Below are 16,873 nucleotides of genomic sequence, written 5' to 3'. Positions count from 1 at the left end.
GACTGGAATATATACTGACTTTTATACCGCACATCAAAAGCTAAGTGGAAAACCTGACGATTGATGTGCGGTATTTTAACTGAAGACTTCGAAGCTATTTGGTTATGAGCAAGTATCGAAGCGGATGATTTTATCGCGTTTGATTGCGCGGATTAAGAAATATAGATTTATTAGATTTGAAAAAGTCAATATCTGTATCATGTAAATCAATACAAGAATCGTCTTTCAGACAGGTTTCGAATATAATTAGCCATGCAGCAGAAATAGAAGTATTTATCAGACATTCTGCCGCTTAAGAGAATTGTATTCACCAGGATTGCAGCCGAACTGCTTGCGGAATGCGTGAGCAAATCGGCTTGCATTACTGAAACCTGTCATGTCTGCGATCTGGATCATAGAGTACTGACTGCTCTGTACCAGTGACAGACTCTGGTTGACACGGTATTCTTCCAGATATCCGGTAACTGTCTTGCCAGTCATTTTCTTAAACAGACGGCAGCAGACCTCTCTGGACAGATGAACCTGATCAGCCAGTTCCTGCAGAGAAACTACAGACTCAAAATGTGTATTAAGATAATTCAACATTTGCTCCAATCGTTCCAGTTCAAGTTGGTTAGACGGAATGAATTTTGTGAATTCTTTCTGATGTTCACAAAGAATCAGACTGTACACTTCACAGAGAAGACCTTTGATCTTCAGTTCATAACAATAGGACTTCTGATCAAAGATTTCCTCAACTTCATTGAGTCTCTGTAACACGCTTTTAGTACATTCGTTTTCTTCATTCAGCAGAATACAGGGAACCGCAGAATTCTGCAGAAAAGGCCGAAAACAGTTGCGTTCCACATCACTTCCGAATTCGCCATATATGAAATCCGGACGTGCCAGGAAAGTGCTGTATCGCGCATGACTGTTATTGGGCGAATGGCAGCTGTGCGGTACATTTCGGTTCAGTACAAGAGCTTCCCCAGGTCTGACAGTATAGCTTTTCTGGTAAACCTGATAAATCGCTGCCCCTTCTCTGGGAACGCTGATCTCCAGGTCGTTATGCCAGTGAATAGGAACACTTTTCCCCTCAAAAGCCCAGAGGTCATCATGATTTACGGTCATGGGAAAGCCGGCAGTTCCATGTTCACAAAGTTCTCGGTTGGTGTCATCCACCAGAATTTTACGCATAGCCATTTTACAATTCTCCGATTCTGATTTAAAAGTAATAAATTTATTATAGCGTTAGACACATTAACGCGCAAGGAGGAGTAAACATGGCAAGATCAAAAGAGATGGATCTGACTACAGGCAATCCGTTCCGGTCACTGCTGAAATTTGCGATTCCTGTAATTCTGGGAAATCTGTTTCAGCTTTTTTATACACTGGCGGACTCTGTGATCGTAGGAAAAACGCTGGGAGCAGACTCCCTGGCAGCAGTAGGTTCCACCAGTATTATTATTTATTTTGTATTCTGTTTTATCAATGGATTCACAGGTGGATTTGGTATCTGTCTGGGACAGAAATGCGGGGCAAAGGATGAAAAAGGAATGCGCAAGAGCGTTGCGGTTTCCGCGCTTCTGAGTATTGCCTTTACAGTAGTGCTGACACTGATCTGCTGTCTGCTTTCTCATCAGATTCTGCGCTGGATGCAGATTCCTGCTGATATTTCCGGTGAAGCATATGACTATATGTTTGTAGTTTTGCTTGGCACAGGTGCTACCGTTTTTTATAATATGATCTCAAATATGCTCCGCGCATTGGGAGACAGTAAAACACCATTGTATTTCCTGGTATTTTCATCTGTATTAAATATTTTTCTTGATATTCTGTTTATTGTACCGTTTCATATGGGGGTGGCTGGTGCTGCATGGGCGACTATTCTGTCACAGTTCCTTTCCGCAGTGCTGAGTCTGGTTGTAGGACTGAAGAATTTTCCGATTCTGCATCTGCACAGAGAAGATTTTACAGATTTAAAAGACACGGCAGTCCTGCACCTGAAGACCGGATTTCCAATGGGATTCCAGATGTCTGTCATGTGTATCGGACAGCTTGCCATGCAGGCAGTGGTAAACTCACTGGGTACTGCAGCAGTTGCAGGATATACCGCAGCATCGAAAGCAGATCAGCTTTCTGTACTGGTAAACAATGCAATGATGACCGCAATTTCCAACTATGTAGCTCAGAACTTTGGTGCAGGCAGATGGGACCGTATCCGTCAGGGCGTGCGCGCCTGCCTGATCCAGACAGAAGCATTTAATCTGATCATGTGTATTGGAATTCTGCTGCTGAGACATCCGATCGTAAGAATGTTTCTCTCAGATCCCACAAAAGAAATCTATCACTATTCAGATATGTATCTGACGATTGTAGCTCCCTTTTACTTTGTGCTTGGGCTGCTGGCAGTATATCGCACATCCATCCAGAGCATGCAGAATGGCAAAGCACCTTTTGCTGCATGCATGATTGAACTGGTTATGCGAATCGCTGCAACAGTAGGACTTTCCGGAATCATCGGATATACATCTGTATGTATTGCCAGCCCAATGGCATGGATCGGAGCCTGTGCACTTCTGATCCCGGTTTATTATAAGATGATGAAAACATCGAAGACACCAGAAAAATAGAAATGTGTCAGAGGTTTCCCTGACTTAAACGGCTGTTATGATATTTGCCAGAGTTTGTAACATCTTCTCCGAACCATGCAGGCGGAGTATACTTGAGTGCCTGCTCTTCAGAAGAAAATTCCACTTCCGCGAGGAAAAGTCCTTCATATGGTGTATCAAATACATCCAGTTCGATAGTAAGCCCATTTTTTTCCGGGATAAGATAGCGGGTTTTGGAGATGAGGATTCCGTCAGCTTTTGGACGCATGTGTTCATAGGATTCTTTTGTAAGTGGAAGGTTGTACTCTTCACGGGTCATGAGACCTTTGGACTTGTAGGTGAGATAGTAATTATTATCCTCTTTGCGGATCCGGACTACCGGTGCGGTGGATAAATAGCCTTGTTCTAGCCTGTGATGTGGATAAGAGTCAAGATTTTTGGGCAGATTTTCCTTGGATATTAAAAATTTACGTTCGATTTCCATGAGAAATGTTCCTCCTTAAATATGAAATGGCGATACAGTTTTATGATTATGATAACACCTATGATGAGTATGAGACAAGAAAAATATGTGTGATATTGAGAAAATAGAACTTATGTGTTACTATATAAAAAACATTTTAACAAAATGCGTATATACACGTAATGGAGGCCGCATTATGACAATTGATAAGAAGTTGGAAGGAACAAAACTGGAAATTACTTTGGAGGGAAGACTGGATACCATCACAGCCCCCACATTAGAGGGAGAGTTAAAACAATCTCTGGATGGGATTACAGAGTTAGTCTTTGATTTTGGAAAGCTGGAATACATATCTTCAGCAGGACTGCGTGTTCTTCTTGCAGCTCAGAAGATTATGAACAAGCAGGGAAGCATGATCATAAAAAATGTAAATGATGTGATAAATGATGTATTTGAAGTGACTGGCTTTTCAGATATCCTGACGATAGAATAGAATAAAAATATGGCTTTGTGGAATAGCTTCGCAAAGCCATATTTTTATTATAAAGAATGAATATAACCAACAACTTTATGAATATTATGTTGGAATATTTGAAAAATGGAGATATAATATTTGTAAGTGCGTAGCTGTAAATATTTCTCACGATCATAGCTGGAGATTATGCACTGATATTCAGAGGAGACCGTATGAAATCAGATACAAAAAAATATTATAAAATACCACAGAAAATGCTGGAAAGCTTCCTTGCGCGTGGTTATCAGGAACTTAGAGTGGAGGATCAGAGCCTGTTTGATCCGTATTATGACAGTATGAATGAACACTGGTCAGCCAACACCAGCTTTTTGAATTTGATCGGATGGAGGGATTCCTATCCTACCTACTTTAAAATAGCAGAAGGGCTTTTAATCAATATTACATATTTGAATACAGAAGGGTATCCGGTAGCTGTTCCGTTTGTAGGAAACTATACGGAGGAAAAGATAAAGAAAGCTATGCAGATCCTGAAGGAAGATTTTGCGGAATTTGATGCACAGCTGATCATTATGGATGTGGTTCCATGGATGCTTCCTTATTATGAAGCCAGCGGCATTCAGTTTGAAATAGAGGATAACCGTGATTATATGGATTATACCTTTACGCCTGAGCAGTTTCTGGCAGGTATGGATACGCAGGATGACCGTTACCGTTATAATTATTTCAAACGCAGATTTGCATATGAGACAGAAGAGATAACCCCTTTCCATCGGGAGGAGATCCGGGAATTTATGGAAAGGGAATGGTGTGGGGAGAAAACTTGTGAGGAGTGCCACTGTGGCTGCCTGCTCCGGGTGATCGACAATCTGGTTCCTGTTTTTGACAAAATCAGGATCAATGGAATCCTTGTACGGGTAGAGGAAAAAATGGCAGGACTTTGTATTGTGAGCTGTCGTAACGGGCTTGGAGTATATCAGTATAAAAATGCAGTTAACCGGATCAAGGGAATTAATGAGTATTTGCTGAGGGAAAGCTTTGAACGATATCTGCAGTCTGCAGATACGATCAATTACACAGAAGATATGGGAGTTGAAAATCTGCGTTATTATAAAGAGCATATGGCACCTGCCCATACCCTGTTATCAAAACTTACATTAACAGAAAGAGGTTAAGGTGCATGGAACATAAGAGAAAAAAACAGTGGATTCTAATAATTGTGCTGCTTTTGACAGTATGTTCTGTGCTTGCAGTGTATGCAGGCAGGGAATGGATGTTTACCAATCCTTTTAAACTTTATACATTTTCAGCAGTGTCCTATGCATCCGGAGATGGGGATGGATGTACTTATGTGATTGATGATTCCAACAGGAAAATATTGAAAATATCTGCTGACGGAAGGCTTTTATGGCAGACATGTGCCTCTGATAAAAGTTTTCTGAGTGCCGAGCGGGTTGTGGCAGACGGAGACGGAAATGTATATCTTCATGATGTCCGTATTGAGCAGGGCGTTCAGATTGCCAGGGAAGGAATCGTCAAACTGTCATCAAAGGGAAAATATATATCAACGGTTGCTTCTGTAGAAGCAGAGAAAGGCAGTGTAAGGCGCAACATTGTGGGAATGGTACCCACAGAGCATGGTGTGATCTACATGCAAAAGGAAGATGACAGTATTCTGGTCAGCAATACAGAGCAGGGAAGCTCAAAGGCTTTTTCTGTTGCTGATGCGCAGGACAGGATTTTGTGCTGTGCTTATGACAGAGACAGTGATAGCCTGTTTTATGTGACTTATGATGGTAAAATTTATAAATATACAGACAGCGGACAGGATGAACTGCTCTATGACAGTGATACAGTTGACGGAAGTATTCCGCAGGAAATCAGTTACTCAGATGGAGTGCTTTATTCAGCCGATATAGGCCTCAGGGATATTATACGGATATTCTGTGATGTCGAAAATACCGGAAGTACAGACAGACTTACTGTGGAAGAGCCTTTGAAGGAAAGAGAGATCGCATATCATGTGAGTGCACCGGGAATCTTGGTTTCTTCCACCAATTATTCTGTTATATTGTGGAACGGAGAGGATTATGAACAGTTCTGGGACGTTCCGTTATCAGGAAAACTGCAGGTATGGAACTGCCTGTTGTGGGCTGCCTGTGCAGTGATTGTCGCTGCTGCTTTGCTTTTTGCGGTGACTTTGTTAAAGATACTGGTAAAAAAATTCAGCTTTTATGCAAAGATTACCATGGCAGTCATAGGGATTATTGTGGGAGTTGCGGTTCTGTTTATTGGCACCTTGTTTCCGCAGTTTCAAAGTCTGCTGGTCGATGAAACCTATACAAGAGAGAAATTTGCCGCATCAGCAGTAACAAACAGACTTCCTGCAGATGCATTTCAGAGGCTGGAAAAGCCTTCTGATTTTATGAATGAGGATTACAGACAGGTCCGGCAGGTGGTACGGGATGTATTTTTTTCAGATTCTGACAGTTCACAGGATTTGTACTGTGTGCTTTATAAAGTAAAAGACGGAACTGTTACCCTGGTTTATACCCTGGAGGATATTTGTGTGGCTTATCCTTATGACTGGGAATATGAAGGCACAGATCTTCAGCAGGTTATGGAGCAGGGGGCTACAAAAACCTATGCTACAAATTCAAGCTCCGGAAGCTTTGTATTTATCCATAGTCCCATCCGGGATAAAAGCGGAGATATTATTGGGATTATAGAAGTCGGAACAGATATGAACAGTCTGACAGAGAAAAGCAGAGAGATCCAGGTGTCTCTGATCATCAACCTGATCGCAATTATGGTAGTATTTTTCATGCTTACCTTTGAGGTGATTTATTTTATAAAGGGAAGGCAGGAACTGAAAAGACGAAAACAGGAGGAAAACAATAGCAGACTTCCTGTGGAAATTTTCAGATTTATTGTATTTCTTGTTTTCTTTTTTACAAATCTGACCTGTGCGATTCTTCCCATCTATGCAATGAAGATTTCTGAGAAGATGTCAGTACAGGGATTATCACCGGCCATGCTTGCAGCAGTTCCTATATCTGCAGAGGTGTTATCCGGCGCCATTTTCTCAGCATTTGGAGGAAAGGTAATACATAAGCTTGGGGCAAAGAGATCTGTTTTTGTAAGTTCTATACTACTTACAGCAGGACTTGGATTGCGAGTGGTTCCCAATATATGGCTGCTTACGTTAAGCTCCCTGCTTCTTGGAGCAGGCTGGGGAGTATTGCTTTTACTTGTCAATCTTATGATCGTGGAGCTTCCTGATGAGGAGAAGAACAGAGCCTATGCCTATTACAGTGTATCCTCCCTGAGCGGTGCAAACTGTGCAGTTGTGTTTGGTGGCTTCCTTCTGCAATGGATGTCCTATACAGCGTTGTTTGCTGTCACTGCAGTACTCAGTGTGTTGCTGTTTCTGGTAGCAAATAAGTATATGAGTAAATATACTTCAGATAACGAAGAGAAAAACTGCGAAACAGAAGACACGCATATGAATATTGTTCAGTTTATCTTTCGTCCAAGGATTATTAGTTTTTTCCTGCTGATGATGATTCCGCTTCTGATCTGTGGATATTTCCTGAATTATATGTTCCCTATTGTTGGTTCTGAATGGGGACTTTCGGAAACCTATATTGGATATACCTATCTTTTAAACGGAATTTTTGTACTGATCCTGGGAACTCCTCTCACGGAATTCTTTTCCAACAGAGGATGGAAGCATTTGGGGCTTGCAGCAGCTGCGTTTATTTATGCAGCAGCTTTTCTGGAGGTGGCAATGCTTCAGAATATACCATCTCTTCTGATCGCACTGGCATTGATCGGAGTTGCAGACAGCTTTGGGATTCCATTACTTACCAGTTATTTTACAGATCTGAAGGATGTAGAACGATTTGGATATGACAGAGGACTTGGGGTTTACAGCCTGTTTGAGAACGGTGCACAGTCTCTGGGTTCCTTTGTGTTTGGCTATGTGCTGGTCCTTGGTGTAGGCAGAGGTCTTATCTTTGTGCTGATCCTTGTGAATGTGCTTTCAGCAGCTTTCCTGATCAGCACCACATTTGCAGCACACAGAGACAAAAAAGGAGGTCAAAGAGCATGGAAAAAAGACGAAAGCTGAATGTTGAACTGATTAAATTTCTCATCGGTTCTATGTTGGTGGTTGGGGTTTTAATGCTTCTTGGAAGTTCTCTTGTGAATAACAGACAGTATAGAAAACTCTATAATGACAAAGCGCTTGAAATCGCGAAGACGGTATCAGATCAGGTAAATGGGGATTTTATCGAAGAACTGTGTAAAGAGATAGATACAGAGGAATTTGAACAGATCCAGGAAAAAGCAGTAGCAGCTGATGATGAACAGCCGATCATAGACTGGCTTAAAGCGAAAGGCATGTATCAGAATTATGAGAGGATAAATGAATATCTTCATTCTATACAGGCAGATATGAATATTGAATATCTGTATATTCAGATGATCCAGGATCATTCCAGTGTGTATCTGTTTGATCCTTCGTCAGGCTATCTGACTCTTGGCTATAAGGAAGAGCTTTCGGAAAGATTTGATAAACTGAAAGGAAACGAACGCCTGGAGCCTACTGTGAGCAGAACAGAATTTGGATGGCTGTCATCTGCCGGAGAGCCGGTACTTTCATCTGACGGAGAAAAATGTGCAGTTGCCTTTGTAGATATTGACATGACAGAGATTGTCAGAAATACCATTCGTTTTACTGTACTGATGGTATGTCTTTGCATTCTGATCATCCTGGCTGCCGGTATGGGCATATCCAGAAAAATCAAAAAGAGAATATCCAGGCCTATTGAACTGCTTACGGAAGCAACACACAAATTTGGCAATGGCGAGGAAGGGTATGATGAGAACAACATCGTAGATCTTGATATTCATACCAGAGATGAGATAGAAGAACTTTATCACGCAACCCAATCCATGCAGAAAAGCATTATTAATTATATGGATAACCTTACCCGGGTGACTGCTGAGAAAGAGCGTATTGGAGCAGAGTTGAATGTGGCAACACAGATCCAGGCTTCTATGCTTCCCTGTATATTCCCTGCATTTCCTGACAGAGACGAGATGGATATTTATGCGACCATGACACCGGCAAAGGAAGTTGGCGGAGATTTTTATGATTTCTTTATGATTGATGACAGACATATGGCAATTGTTATGGCTGATGTTTCCGGCAAGGGAGTTCCGGCAGCCCTTTTCATGGTTATCGGCAAAACCCTGATCAAGGATCATACACAGCCAGGCAGAGACCTGGGAGAGGTCTTTACAGAGGTCAATAATATTCTGTGTGAATCCAATGAAAACGGAATGTTTATTACAGCCTTTGAGGGTGTGCTGGATCTTGTGACCGGTGAATTCAGGTATGTAAACGCCGGACATGAAATGCCATTTGTTTACCGCAGGGAAACCAATACCTATGAAGCCTACAAAATACGTGCTGGTTTCGTCCTTGCAGGGATAGAGGACATCGTATATAAGGAACAAAAGCTTCAGCTGAATATCGGAGACAAAATATTCCAGTATACAGATGGAGTGACAGAGGCAACGGATAAGGACAGAAAGCTGTACGGAATGGACAGACTGGATCATGTTCTGAACCAGCAGTGCTTAAGCAGTAATCCGGAAGAAACCCTGAAGCTTGTAAAGGCGGATATTGACGCTTTTGTAGGAGACAATGACCAGTTTGATGATATTACAATGCTGTGTCTTGAGTATACAAAGAAAATGGGGGACTAGCCAATGAAGGAAATAACTGTTGATGCTGTTGCCGCAAACATAGATAAGGTAACAGAATTTGCAGATGATATTCTGGACAGCTATGGTTGTCCTGTAAAAGTCAGAATGCAGATAGATATCGCGATTGATGAGATTCTCAGCAATATTGCATATTATGCCTATGGTGAGCAGGGAGGAAAGGTGACTGTAGGATTTCAGATCCAGGATAATCCGAAAATGGTCTGTGTAACATTTTCAGATAAGGGAATTCCCTATAATCCACTGGAAAAAGAAGATCCTGATATCAGTCTGACCGCAGAAAAACGGGAAATTGGCGGTCTTGGCATTTATATGGTTAAAAAAAGTATGGATGAAATGTCTTATTGCTATTCTGATGGGAAGAATATACTTGTTATAAAAAAGAATTTATAGTATATGCTTGATAAAATGATGAACAGGAGGAAATGATTATGAGCAAAAAGGTTTATATTTTTCTGGCAGATGGTTTTGAGGATATTGAGGGGCTTACAGTTGTGGATCTGCTGCGTCGTGCAGGAGTAGATATTCGTACGGTTTCTATAAAAAACACAAAAGAGGTGCAGACTGCCCATGGTATTTGTCTTCTGACAGATGAGGTATTCGGAGAAGTGGATTTTTCAGATGCAGATATGCTGGTGCTTCCGGGAGGTATGCCGGGGACAAAGTATTTGGCAGGCTATAAGCCACTTACAGAACTGCTTACAGAGTTTTACGATGATGGCAGGAAAATTGCGGCAATCTGTGCCGCTCCCAGCGTTTTCTCAGGGCTTGGTTTCCTAAAAGGCAGAAGGGCAACTGCTTATCCTTCATTTATGGATGTGATTGAGAGAGACGGAGCAATGACCAGTACAGATAGTGTAGTGGTTGACGGGAATGTTACTACAAGCCGTGGACTGGGGACTGCCGTGGACTTTGCACTTTCTATTATCACTCAGCTGGAGGGAAAAGAAAAAGCACAGGAAATTGCAGAATCTGTAGTATACAGAGCATAGAAGATATACCGGAAAAAGAAAAAAGATGGATAAAACCGCGATTTTTATGTAAAAAACACTAGCACTTTTTATTTTTTTGTGATATACTGCTACAATGACTGTAAATATATAGATGAGTATAAGGAGTTCTCCCGCTTCTGCAATAGTGGGAGCGGAACCTGAACTTAAATATATAGAAAATAGAGCTGCCAGGCAGCGAATAGTGTCAAAAATTAAAATGATATAACCTGAAAATTAAGGAGGAACATGTAACATGAGTTTACAGGTGGAGAAAATGGAGAAAAACATGGCGAAACTTACCATTGAAGTTTCCGCTGAAGATGTAGAAAAGGCTATGCAGAGCGCATATCAGAAAGCCAAAGGAAGAATTTCTATCCCAGGCTTCCGTAAAGGTAAAGCTCCGAGAAAGATGATTGAGCAGATGTATGGAAAGGGAGTTTTCCTGGAAGATGCTGTCAACGCTCTGATTCCTGAGCATTACAGCAAAGCTTTAGGAGAATGCGAACTTGAAATCGTTTCTCAGCCAAAAATCGATCTGGTACAGACAGAGCCTGGTAAGGCACTGATCTTCACCGCAGAAGTAGCTGTTAAGCCAGAAGTAACTTTAGGTGAGTACAAAGGTGTAGAAGTACCGAAGTCTGAAATTGAAGTAACAGACGAGGAAGTAGAGGCAGAAGTTAAAAAGGAACAGGAGAAAAACTCCAGAACTATCAATGTTGAAGATCGTGCAGCTCAGTTAAACGATATTGTGACAATTGATTTCGAAGGTTCTGTAGACGGAGTACCTTTTGATGGCGGACAGGCTACAGAATATCCTCTGACACTTGGATCCAACACATTCATCCCTGGATTCGAAGATCAGCTGGTTGGCGCTAAAGTTGGCGATGACGTAGATGTAAAAGTTACATTCCCTGAAGAATATCAGGCAAAAGAACTTGCAGGAAAAGAAGCAATCTTCAAATGTGCAGTTAAGAAAATCGAAGCAAAAGAACTTCCTGAGCTTGATGATGATTTTGCAAAAGACGTTTCTGAGTTTGATACACTTGCTGAGTACAAAGAGCATGTTAAGACAAACCTGGTAGAAAAGAAAGAAAACGAAGCAAAACATGCAAAAGAAGATGCAGCAGTTGATAAGATCATCGAGAATGCACAGATGGATATTCCTGAAGCAATGCTTGAGACACAGTGCCGTCAGATGCTTGATGATTTCAGCAGAAGAATGCAGTCTCAGGGTCTTTCCATGGATCAGTACTTCCAGTTCACAGGCATGACAGCTGAGAAAATGATGGAAGATATGAAACCACAGGCATTAAAGAGAATCCAGACAAGACTGGTTCTGGAAAAAGTTGCAGAAGTTGAGAACATTCAGCCTACAGAGGAAGAAGTAAATGAAGAGATTTCCAAGATGGCTGAAGCTTATAAAATGGAAGCAGACAAGTTAAAAGAATTACTGGGAGAGCGCGAGCTTGAGCAGATGAAGAAAGATATGGCTGTACAGAAAGCAGTTACTCTGGTAGCGGACGCTGCAAAGGAAGTTTAATTCAGCCAAAATGGAGGCGTTTATATGAGTTTAGTACCTTATGTCATTGAGCAGACAAGCAGGGGCGAGAGAAGCTACGACATTTATTCAAGGCTTCTGAAAGACAGAATCATTTTTCTTGGCGAAGAAGTAAATGATGTGAGTGCAGGACTGATCGTATCACAGCTTCTTTTCCTGGAAGCAGAGGATCCCGGAAAGGACATCCAACTTTACATCAACAGCCCGGGTGGTTCCGTAACAGCAGGTATGGCTATCTATGATACCATGCAGTATATCAAATGTGATGTTTCCACTATTTGTCTGGGAATGGCTGCCAGCATGGGAGCTTTTCTCCTGGCAGGGGGTGCAAAGGGTAAGAGATTTGCTCTTCCGCATTCTACGATCATGATTCATCAGCCGTCAGGCGGTGCACAGGGTCAGGCAACAGAGATCCAGATCGTAGCAGATCATATCGCACAGACCAAGAGAACTTTAAATGAATTATTGGCTGCAAATACCGGTCAGCCGATAGAAGTTGTTGAGCGTGATACAGACCGGGACAACTATATGACTGCCGAAGAGGCTAAGGCATATGGACTGATTGATGGTGTAGTCATGCATAAATAATGCGAAAGATAAGACTCCTGTGAATCGTCACAGGAGTCTTTTTAGAGTTATTGTATAGAAAGGATAATAAAATCCATGGCGGAAAAGATAAGAGAAGGAAAAATAAGATGCTCTTTTTGCCAGAAAACGGAAGATCAGGTGAGAAAGCTGATCGCAGGTCCGGACGGCAAGACGTTTATCTGTGATGAGTGTATCGGTATCTGTTCAGAAATCATGGAAGAGGAACTGAATTATGAGGATGAGGCTCTGGAGGCAGGGATTAATCTGCTGAAGCCGGAGGAAATCCATGCAATTCTGGATGACTATGTAATTGGACAGGACGAGGCTAAGAAAGCACTTTCTGTAGCTGTATACAATCATTATAAAAGAATTACTGCTGCAGCTTCCTCTGATGTGGAGCTTCAAAAAAGTAATATTCTGATGCTGGGACCTACCGGATCAGGAAAAACACTTCTGGCACAGACTCTGGCAAGACTGTTAAATGTACCTTTTGCTATTGCAGATGCCACAACTCTTACTGAGGCTGGTTATGTGGGTGAAGATGTGGAAAATATTCTGCTGAAGATCATTCAGGCTGCAGATTATGATATCGAACGTGCACAGTATGGAATTATTTATATTGATGAGATCGATAAGATTACCAGAAAATCTGAGAATGCATCTATTACCAGAGATGTTTCAGGTGAGGGCGTACAGCAGGCACTTCTGAAGATACTGGAAGGAACAGTTGCCAGTGTACCGCCTCAGGGTGGACGTAAGCATCCTCATCAGGAGTTTATCCAGATTGATACTACAAATATTCTGTTTATCTGTGGCGGTGCCTTTGACGGAATTGAAAAAATTATTGAATCCAGACAGGATACCAAATCTATTGGATTTGGTGCAGATGTTTCTGTCAAGGAAGAGAGAAATGTAGGAGAAATCCTGAAGGATGTTATGCCTGAAGACTTTATCAAATTCGGACTGATTCCGGAATTTATCGGACGTGTTCCGGTGGTAGTTACACTGGATGCACTGGATGAAAAAGCACTGATCAGCATTTTGAAGGAGCCGAAGAATTCTCTGACGAAACAGTACCATAAGTTGTTTGAACTGGATGGTGTGGAACTGGATTTCCAGGATGATGCGCTGGAACTGGTGGCAAAGAAATCTCTGGAACGAAAGACAGGTGCCAGAGGACTTCGGGCTATCATGGAAGGATCTCTGATGGATCTGATGTACAAGATTCCTTCTGATGATACAATCCGCAAATGTACAATTACAAAAGACGTAGTAGAAGGTACCGGTGAACCGGAAATCGTCTACGGGGAAGCTCCTGCACCGGCCAAGAAGACCAATAGCAGAAGAACAGCCCGTACACGCCAGAAGGGTAAACCGGAGACAGCCTGATGGAAGGGACTAGATAATAAATGACGAATCAAAATGCGATATTGCCAGCTATTGCCTTACGGGGAACTACAATTCTTCCGGGAATGATTGTTCATTTTGATGTGAGCAGAGAACGTTCAAAGAAAGCAATTGAGGCGGCAATGCTTCATGATCAGAAAATATTTCTGGTGACACAGATAGATCCGGAAGTAGAAAATCCGGATGTGTCAGGAGTTTACCGGGTAGGTACGATTGGCTATATCAAGCAGGTAGTGAAGCTTCCCCAGGATATTCTGAGAGTTCTGGTGGAGGGCACAGGCAGGGCAGTTCTGGAGGATTTTCAGCAGGATTTCCCTTATCTCACAGGTGTGATATCACCTGTGAAAGAGGAGGAGACCTTGTTACCGGATACAGTGACAGAGGCAATGTACCGAAGTCTGAAAGAACTGTTTCACAGATACTGCATGGAAAATGGAAAAATCAGCAAAGAGCTGATTTCGCAGATCCTGAATATTGAAAGCCTGGAAGAACTGATCGAACAGATTGCTGTGAATATTCCTTTATCCTATCAGAACAAACAGAAGATTCTGGAAGCCTTGACTCTGGAAGAGCGCTATGAGGTTCTGGGAGGAATTCTGGGCAGTGAGATTGAGGTCATGCAGATCGGCAGAGATCTTCAGAAAAAGGTGAAAGCCAGAATTGATAAAAATCAGAGAGAATATATTCTGAGAGAACAGCTGAAACTGATTCGTGAGGAACTGGGAGAGGATAATTCTGCAGATGTTGCAGATGAATTCAAAAAGAAGCTTCAGGAGCTTTCTGCCAGTGATGAAGTGAAGGAAAAGATCAGCAAAGAAATTGAACGTTTCAAAACTACAAATAACAATGTGTCCGAGAATTCGGTGCTCAGGGGATATATTGAGACTTTGCTGTCCCTTCCCTGGGACAACAGATCCGAAGATTCTGAGGATCTGAAGGAAGCATGGGAAATACTGGAGAGAGAGCATTATGGTTTAAAGGATGTAAAGGAACGTATTATGGAGTTCCTTTCTGTCCGTAAACTGACACATAAGGGTAAAAGTCCTATCCTTTGTCTGGTAGGGCCTCCTGGAACAGGTAAGACATCGGTTGCCAAATCTGTGGCTGAGGCTTTGCATAAAAAATATGTACGGATCTGTCTGGGCGGTGTTCGGGACGAGGCAGAAATCCGTGGCCACAGAAAAACTTATGTGGGAGCAATGCCGGGAAGAATCACAGTCGCTTTGCAGCAGGCCGGGGTAAATAATCCGCTTATGCTGCTGGATGAGATTGATAAGACCAGCAGTGATTATAAGGGGGACACTTCTTCTGCCCTTCTTGAGGTTCTGGATCCGGAGCAGAACAGCAGGTTTATGGATCATTATGTAGAACTTCCACAGGATTTATCTGAGGTGTTGTTTATTGCTACTGCCAATGATGTACAGGAAATTCCCAGACCATTGCTTGACCGTATGGAACTGATTGAAATTTCAGGTTATACAGAGAACGAAAAAGAGCATATTGCCAAAGAACATCTCATTCCGAAACAGATGGAAGAGAATGGGATCTCCAAAGGTGAGCTGACGATTCAGTCGGCAGCATTGAAGAAAATTATTAATAATTATACAAAAGAAGCCGGTGTACGAAACCTGGAAAGGATGATTGGACGGATCTGCCGGAAAACTGCCCGTGCCATTATGGAAGAGGGCAAAAAGAAGGTGACAGTTACAGCTAAAAATCTGTCGGATTTCCTTGGCAAGGAGCATTTTAATTATCTCATGGCAAACAGGAAAGATGAAATTGGTATTGCAAGAGGGCTGGCATGGACACAGGTAGGAGGAGATACTCTCCAGATTGAGGTCAATGTAATGCCCGGTAAGGGTGAACTGCTGCTTACAGGACAGCTGGGAGATGTGATGAAAGAGTCTGCCCAGGCAGGAATCACCTATATCCGTTCCGTTGCAGAGGGCTATAAGGTAAAACCGGAGTTTTTCCAGGAAAATGATATACATGTACATATTCCGGAAGGGGCAGTCCCAAAGGATGGTCCATCTGCAGGTATTACTATGGCAACAGCCATTCTTTCAGCAATTATAAGAGAGCCTGTCCGTGCAGATCTTGCCATGACTGGTGAGATTACACTGAGAGGACGTGTTCTTCCTATTGGTGGGCTGAAGGAGAAGCTTCTGGCTGCCAAGTATGCAAAAATAAAAGAGGTTCTTGTGCCGGCAGAGAATAAGCCGGATGTACAGGAACTGGATAAGGAAATTACAGACGGGCTTACGATCACTTTTGTAAGTTCCATGAAGGAAGTATTAAACAGAGCGTTGGTATAAGGCCAGGGAAGGTCTGCTTTACGCTGAAACCATAAATCAGTAAAAACAGAGGAAAATAATGGTTATTAAGAATGTATCTTTAGATATTGTATGTGGTATTACAAGTAAGCTTCCGGATACCGGAAGACCGGAGGTGGCTTTTGCAGGTAAGTCAAATGTGGGGAAATCTTCCCTGATCAATGGACTGATGAACCGTAAATCTCTTGCCCGCACCAGTGCACAGCCTGGAAAAACGCAGACCATTAATTTTTACAATATCAATGAGGAAATGTATCTGGTAGACCTTCCTGGTTACGGATACGCAAAGGTGTCCCAGTCCGAGAAGGAAAAATGGGGCAAAATGATTGAGAGATATCTTCATACCTCAAAAAATCTTAAGGCAGTTTTTCTGTTGGTGGATATCCGCCATGATCCTTCTGCCAATGATAAAATGATGTATGACTGGATTCTGCACAATGGTTATCAGCCCATTATCATAGCTACCAAGCTGGATAAGCTGAAACGAAGCCAGGTGCAGAAAAATATAAAAGCAATCAGAGAAGGACTGAAGCTTGGCAAAGATGGAATCATTCTTCCTTTTTCAGCAGAGACAAAACAGGGAAGAGAGGAAATCTGGGCTTTGATCGACGAGTTGACCGGGCTGGTTCCGGCGGCTACTGAAGAGGTTGAAAACTGATTGACAGACTGACAA

General features: G+C 42.3%; 14 protein-coding genes. 12 read left to right on the top strand and 2 right to left on the bottom strand.

What is annotated here, in order from left to right; genetic code table 11:
• Nucleotides 1-276: 276 nt before the first annotated feature.
• Nucleotides 277-1,182, bottom strand: coding sequence for an AraC family transcriptional regulator (locus ACTNDS_RS04345; protein ID WP_441033927.1), 906 nt, complete (start codon nucleotides 1,180-1,182; stop codon nucleotides 277-279).
• 80 nt (nucleotides 1,183-1,262) lie between these two features.
• On the opposite strand from ACTNDS_RS04345, the gene ACTNDS_RS04340 reads away from it, so the two are divergent.
• A complete protein-coding gene (locus ACTNDS_RS04340; protein WP_441033925.1) occupies nucleotides 1,263-2,612 on the top strand; it encodes an MATE family efflux transporter in 1,350 nt (449 codons plus the stop codon).
• Between the two features lie 7 nt (nucleotides 2,613-2,619).
• On the opposite strand, the gene ACTNDS_RS04335 is transcribed toward ACTNDS_RS04340, so the two are convergent.
• Nucleotides 2,620-3,075, bottom strand: coding sequence for a CYTH domain-containing protein (locus ACTNDS_RS04335; protein ID WP_173742749.1), 456 nt, complete (start codon nucleotides 3,073-3,075; stop codon nucleotides 2,620-2,622).
• 175 nt (nucleotides 3,076-3,250) lie between these two features.
• Here ACTNDS_RS04335 and ACTNDS_RS04330 point away from each other — a divergent pair, with 175 nt between their 5' ends.
• From ACTNDS_RS04330 to yihA, 11 genes are all read left to right on the top strand, one after another.
• Nucleotides 3,251-3,547, top strand: a complete 297-nt coding sequence (locus ACTNDS_RS04330; RefSeq protein ID WP_173742748.1) for an STAS domain-containing protein — start codon at nucleotides 3,251-3,253, stop codon at nucleotides 3,545-3,547.
• A 194-nt stretch (nucleotides 3,548-3,741) separates the two neighbouring features.
• Nucleotides 3,742-4,701, top strand: coding sequence for a phosphatidylglycerol lysyltransferase domain-containing protein (locus ACTNDS_RS04325; RefSeq protein ID WP_441033922.1), 960 nt, complete (start codon nucleotides 3,742-3,744; stop codon nucleotides 4,699-4,701).
• A 5-nt stretch (nucleotides 4,702-4,706) separates the two neighbouring features.
• The gene (locus ACTNDS_RS04320; protein WP_441033920.1) at nucleotides 4,707-7,658 is read left to right on the top strand and encodes an MFS transporter; all 2,952 of its coding nucleotides are present in this window, start codon (nucleotides 4,707-4,709) and stop codon (nucleotides 7,656-7,658) included.
• A complete protein-coding gene (locus ACTNDS_RS04315) occupies nucleotides 7,637-9,304 on the top strand; it encodes a SpoIIE family protein phosphatase (RefSeq protein WP_441033918.1) in 1,668 nt (555 codons plus the stop codon). Before ACTNDS_RS04320 ends, ACTNDS_RS04315 begins: the two co-directional genes overlap by 22 nt.
• 3 nt (nucleotides 9,305-9,307) lie before the next feature.
• Nucleotides 9,308-9,715 carry an ATP-binding protein gene (locus tag ACTNDS_RS04310; RefSeq protein WP_019160787.1) on the top strand — a complete coding sequence of 136 codons (408 nt, stop codon included), beginning with the start codon at nucleotides 9,308-9,310 and terminating at the stop codon, nucleotides 9,713-9,715.
• 38 nt (nucleotides 9,716-9,753) lie between these two features.
• Nucleotides 9,754-10,314, top strand: coding sequence for a DJ-1 family glyoxalase III (locus tag ACTNDS_RS04305; RefSeq protein WP_186994178.1), 561 nt, complete (start codon nucleotides 9,754-9,756; stop codon nucleotides 10,312-10,314).
• Between the two features lie 253 nt (nucleotides 10,315-10,567).
• The gene (gene tig, locus ACTNDS_RS04300) at nucleotides 10,568-11,854 is read left to right on the top strand and encodes a trigger factor (protein WP_441033915.1); all 1,287 of its coding nucleotides are present in this window, start codon (nucleotides 10,568-10,570) and stop codon (nucleotides 11,852-11,854) included.
• Nucleotides 11,855-11,878: 24 nt separating this feature from the next.
• The gene (clpP, locus tag ACTNDS_RS04295) at nucleotides 11,879-12,460 is read left to right on the top strand and encodes an ATP-dependent Clp endopeptidase proteolytic subunit ClpP (RefSeq protein ID WP_008705991.1); all 582 of its coding nucleotides are present in this window, start codon (nucleotides 11,879-11,881) and stop codon (nucleotides 12,458-12,460) included.
• A 75-nt stretch (nucleotides 12,461-12,535) separates the two neighbouring features.
• Nucleotides 12,536-13,849 carry an ATP-dependent Clp protease ATP-binding subunit ClpX gene (clpX, locus tag ACTNDS_RS04290; RefSeq protein ID WP_019160790.1) on the top strand — a complete coding sequence of 438 codons (1,314 nt, stop codon included), beginning with the start codon at nucleotides 12,536-12,538 and terminating at the stop codon, nucleotides 13,847-13,849.
• Between the two features lie 20 nt (nucleotides 13,850-13,869).
• Nucleotides 13,870-16,182, top strand: coding sequence for an endopeptidase La (lon, locus tag ACTNDS_RS04285; RefSeq protein WP_441033912.1), 2,313 nt, complete (start codon nucleotides 13,870-13,872; stop codon nucleotides 16,180-16,182).
• Between the two features lie 58 nt (nucleotides 16,183-16,240).
• Entirely contained in the window at nucleotides 16,241-16,858 is a 618-nt protein-coding gene (gene yihA / locus ACTNDS_RS04280) for a ribosome biogenesis GTP-binding protein YihA/YsxC (protein WP_019160792.1), read from the top strand.
• The last annotated feature ends 15 nt before the right edge of the window (nucleotides 16,859-16,873 follow it).

Source organism: Blautia sp. HCP3S3_C12 (assembly GCF_052064155.1).
Lineage (GTDB): Bacteria > Bacillota > Clostridia > Lachnospirales > Lachnospiraceae > Blautia_A.
This window is presented reverse-complemented; position numbering and strand designations above follow the sequence as displayed.

What these genes read in the sequence shown, in the direction of transcription:
- clpX (WP_019160790.1), top strand. Translation starts at nt 12,536, where the DNA reads ATGGCGGAAAAGATAAGAGAAGGAAAAATAAGATGCTCTTTTTGCCAG.
- ACTNDS_RS04325 (WP_441033922.1), top strand. Translation starts at nt 3,742, where the DNA reads ATGAAATCAGATACAAAAAAATATTATAAAATACCACAGAAAATGCTG.
- yihA (WP_019160792.1), top strand. Translation starts at nt 16,241, where the DNA reads ATGGTTATTAAGAATGTATCTTTAGATATTGTATGTGGTATTACAAGT.
- ACTNDS_RS04310 (WP_019160787.1), top strand. Translation starts at nt 9,308, where the DNA reads ATGAAGGAAATAACTGTTGATGCTGTTGCCGCAAACATAGATAAGGTA.
- ACTNDS_RS04315 (WP_441033918.1), top strand. Translation starts at nt 7,637, where the DNA reads ATGGAAAAAAGACGAAAGCTGAATGTTGAACTGATTAAATTTCTCATC.
- tig (WP_441033915.1), top strand. Translation starts at nt 10,568, where the DNA reads ATGAGTTTACAGGTGGAGAAAATGGAGAAAAACATGGCGAAACTTACC.
- ACTNDS_RS04330 (WP_173742748.1), top strand. Translation starts at nt 3,251, where the DNA reads ATGACAATTGATAAGAAGTTGGAAGGAACAAAACTGGAAATTACTTTG.
- ACTNDS_RS04335 (WP_173742749.1), bottom strand. Translation starts at nt 3,075, where the DNA reads ATGGAAATCGAACGTAAATTTTTAATATCCAAGGAAAATCTGCCCAAA.
- ACTNDS_RS04340 (WP_441033925.1), top strand. Translation starts at nt 1,263, where the DNA reads ATGGCAAGATCAAAAGAGATGGATCTGACTACAGGCAATCCGTTCCGG.
- ACTNDS_RS04305 (WP_186994178.1), top strand. Translation starts at nt 9,754, where the DNA reads ATGAGCAAAAAGGTTTATATTTTTCTGGCAGATGGTTTTGAGGATATT.
- ACTNDS_RS04320 (WP_441033920.1), top strand. Translation starts at nt 4,707, where the DNA reads ATGGAACATAAGAGAAAAAAACAGTGGATTCTAATAATTGTGCTGCTT.
- clpP (WP_008705991.1), top strand. Translation starts at nt 11,879, where the DNA reads ATGAGTTTAGTACCTTATGTCATTGAGCAGACAAGCAGGGGCGAGAGA.
- ACTNDS_RS04345 (WP_441033927.1), bottom strand. Translation starts at nt 1,182, where the DNA reads ATGGCTATGCGTAAAATTCTGGTGGATGACACCAACCGAGAACTTTGT.
- lon (WP_441033912.1), top strand. Translation starts at nt 13,870, where the DNA reads ATGACGAATCAAAATGCGATATTGCCAGCTATTGCCTTACGGGGAACT.